The sequence below is a fragment of the Bradyrhizobium sp. genome, assembly GCF_049691595.1.
GTDB lineage: Bacteria > Pseudomonadota > Alphaproteobacteria > Rhizobiales > Xanthobacteraceae > Bradyrhizobium.
Genome location: NZ_JBAVNZ010000611.1, coordinates 1 through 2,661, shown reverse-complemented (window position 1 = coordinate 2,661; position 2,661 = coordinate 1). Strand labels below are relative to the sequence as shown.

General features: G+C 65.5%; 4 protein-coding genes. 2 read left to right on the top strand and 2 right to left on the bottom strand.

The genetic code is table 11. From position 1 onward, the window contains the following. Both WCE35_RS24420 and WCE35_RS24415 read left to right on the top strand, forming a co-directional pair. Nucleotides 1–729 (top strand): (Fe-S)-binding protein (locus WCE35_RS24420; protein WP_424595875.1); only part of this gene is annotated, 729 nt, incomplete at its 5' end. Further along, nucleotides 722–1,150: a GlcG/HbpS family heme-binding protein gene (locus WCE35_RS24415; RefSeq protein ID WP_424595874.1), complete on the top strand. Its 429-nt coding sequence runs from the start codon at nucleotides 722–724 to the stop codon at nucleotides 1,148–1,150. The genes WCE35_RS24420 and WCE35_RS24415, both read left to right, overlap by 8 nt. A 31-nt stretch (nucleotides 1,151–1,181) precedes the next feature. On the opposite strand, the gene WCE35_RS24410 is transcribed toward WCE35_RS24415, so the two are convergent. Beyond that, the gene (locus WCE35_RS24410) at nucleotides 1,182–1,964 is read right to left on the bottom strand and encodes an enoyl-CoA hydratase/isomerase family protein (protein ID WP_424595873.1); all 783 of its coding nucleotides are present in this window, start codon (nucleotides 1,962–1,964) and stop codon (nucleotides 1,182–1,184) included. 68 nt (nucleotides 1,965–2,032) lie between these two features. After that, nucleotides 2,033–2,661, bottom strand: a 629-nt coding sequence (locus WCE35_RS24405) for a molybdopterin dinucleotide binding domain-containing protein (RefSeq protein WP_424595872.1), incomplete at its 5' end; no start/stop codon positions are given.

Here is a 2,661-nt window from a genome sequence, read left to right as displayed (position 1 = left end):
GCCGCGCTGCGCGTGCTGGTCGAAGGCGGATACCGCGTGCATATGCCAAGGCCGGCAGACGGCGCCCGGCCGTTATGTTGCGGGCGGACGTTCCTGTCGGCAGGTCTCGTCGATGAGGCGCGCGCGGAACTGGACCGGCTGGTTACGACCTACGCGCCGTTTGCCGCGCGCGGCGTGCCGATCGTCGGTCTCGAGCCGAGTTGCCTGTTGACGCTGCGTGATGAACTGCTCTCACTGCGATCCGACGAGGCCGCAAAGAGCATCGGCGCACAGGCACTGCTGTTCGAGGAATTTCTGGCGCGCGAGGCGGAGGGTGGTCGGCTGCGGCTGCCGCTCGGTTCGGTCGCCGCAAAAGCCCTGGTGCACGGCCATTGTCATCAAAAATCGTTCGGCGCTTTCACGGCGGTTGAAAAAGTGCTTCGCCTCGTTCCCGACCTGAGCGTTGAAACCATCGAGTCCAGCTGCTGTGGCATGGCCGGCGCCTTCGGCTACGGCGCCGACACCTGTCAAACCTCGATGGCAATGGCCGAGCTCGCGCTGCTTCCCGCGGTACGGCGCGCCGATGCGGCCACGCTGATCGTTGCCGATGGCACTTCATGCCGGCACCAGATCAAGGACGGCACCGCGCGCTCCGCGCTTCACGCCGCGCGCGTGCTGGCGATGAGCCTCGACCGCGCCAAGGCCAGCCCAACCCTCTCCCCTGTGGCAAAGGAACCGACCCATGGCTGACCTCACCCTCGACGTCGCTCGCAAGATTCTGGATGCCGCGCTGGCGAAAGGCGTCGAGAAAAAACTGAAGCCGCTTGTCATCACCATTCTCGATGCGCGCGGCTGCGTCAAAGTCACCGCGGCGCAGGATGGCACCAGCCTGATGCGGGCCGAGATCGCCCACGGCAAGGCCTATGGGGCGCTGGCGATGGGCATGGGATCGCGGGCGCTGTTCCAGCGCGCCCAGGAACAGGCCTATTTCATCGGCGCGGTGAATACGCTGGCGCAGGGCCGTATGGTGCCGGTGCCGGGCGGCGTGCTGATCGATGCCGGTGGCGTCCTGCTCGGTGCTGTCGGCGTCAGCGGCGACACCTCTGACAATGACGAGGCCTGCGCGATTGCCGGTATCGAAGCCGCCGGGCTGAAGGCCAATGCAGGTTAGCCGCGGAAAAGCGCGATCGCTTCCACGGCCGTCATCGGCCCGGCCATGACGGCTTGCGCTTCTCGCCGAACGCCTTGAGGCCTTCTTTGGCGTCTTCCGTCATCGCCAGCAGCGCAATCTGGCTTTCGGTGTAGGCGATGCTTTCGTCGAACGACATCGAGGCGATCGCGCGCATGGCATATTTGCCGCGCCGGATCGCGGTCGGCGATTTATCGACGATGCGGCCGATCAGCCAGTCGACCTTGGCGTCGAGCTCGGCGGACGGCACCACATGGTTCAGGAGGCCGGCGGCTTGCGCGCTCCGCGCGTCAAAGGGCTCGCCGGTCAGCGCCCACTCATTGACGAGCCGCGGCGGCGCCATCGACTGCAGCAGGCTCATCACCTGCATCGGGAATACGCCGACCTTCACCTCGGGCAGCCCGAAGATGACATGGTCAGCCGCGACCGCCATATCGGTCATGCAAAGCAGGCCCATGCCGCCGGCCATGCAGACACCGCCTACCCGCGCGATCGCCGGCTTGGTGGCGTTTTGCGACAGCCGCAGCAGATCGGCGTAGTCGACATTCGGCCTGGAGAAATCCATCGCAAAGGCGGCGCCGCTGTTCTGCAGATCGGCGCCGGCGCAAAACGCCTTGTCGCCCGCGCCGGTCAGCACGATGACGCGGACATCCTTGTCATCATGCGCGTCGCGATAACCCCTGGCGAGGCCGGCAATCACCTCGCCATTGAGCGCGTTGCGCTTGTCGGGCCGGTTGATGGTAATCCAGAACGCCTGCCCGCGCTTTTCGAGGATCACGCTGTCATTGCCGGTCATGCTTGCCGCCTCTGTTTGCCATTTTCGGCGACATTTGCGGCAGGATCGACGTCGACCGCAAGAGCGATTTAGCCCGGTCGCGCGACCTTCTTCACCCAGACCTTGTTGTCGTGGAACGCCGCACCGCCGATCGGCGCGACCGCCTCGGCCCCGGTCAGCATATTGATACCGCGACCGCCGATATGGGCCTTGTTCGGCTGAATCGATTCCGCGATCAGCACGCCGCGGCGAAGGCCGTCGAACAGCTTTGCCGTCAAGGTGGTCTCGCCCCTGACGTTGCCGAGCGTGACGGCGTCGCCGTCGGTTACCCCGAGCGCCGCAGCATCCTCGGGATGTATCATCACCGAGGGCCTGCCTTCGCGCGCAATCGACGATGGCGTTTCATTGAAGCTGGTATTGAGGAAGCTGCGCGAGGGGCTGGTGGCGAGCCGGAACGGATGCGCCGCATCCGCCTCCTCGATGATGGTCCAGTGATCCGGCAGCGACGGCATCTGCTCCCAGGGACCCATGCCGGCGATACCGAAGGGAGGGTGCGCCCAGTCGGCCTTGAAATGGAACTTGTGGTCCGCGTGCGCGAAGCCGTCGAGGTAATGCGAGGTGCGAAAATCCGGCTGAACGTCGCGCCACAGGTCCGCTTCCAGGGTTTCGATATCGCCATGGCCGCTCTTCTTCAGCGTCGCGTCGATCAGTTCGCGCG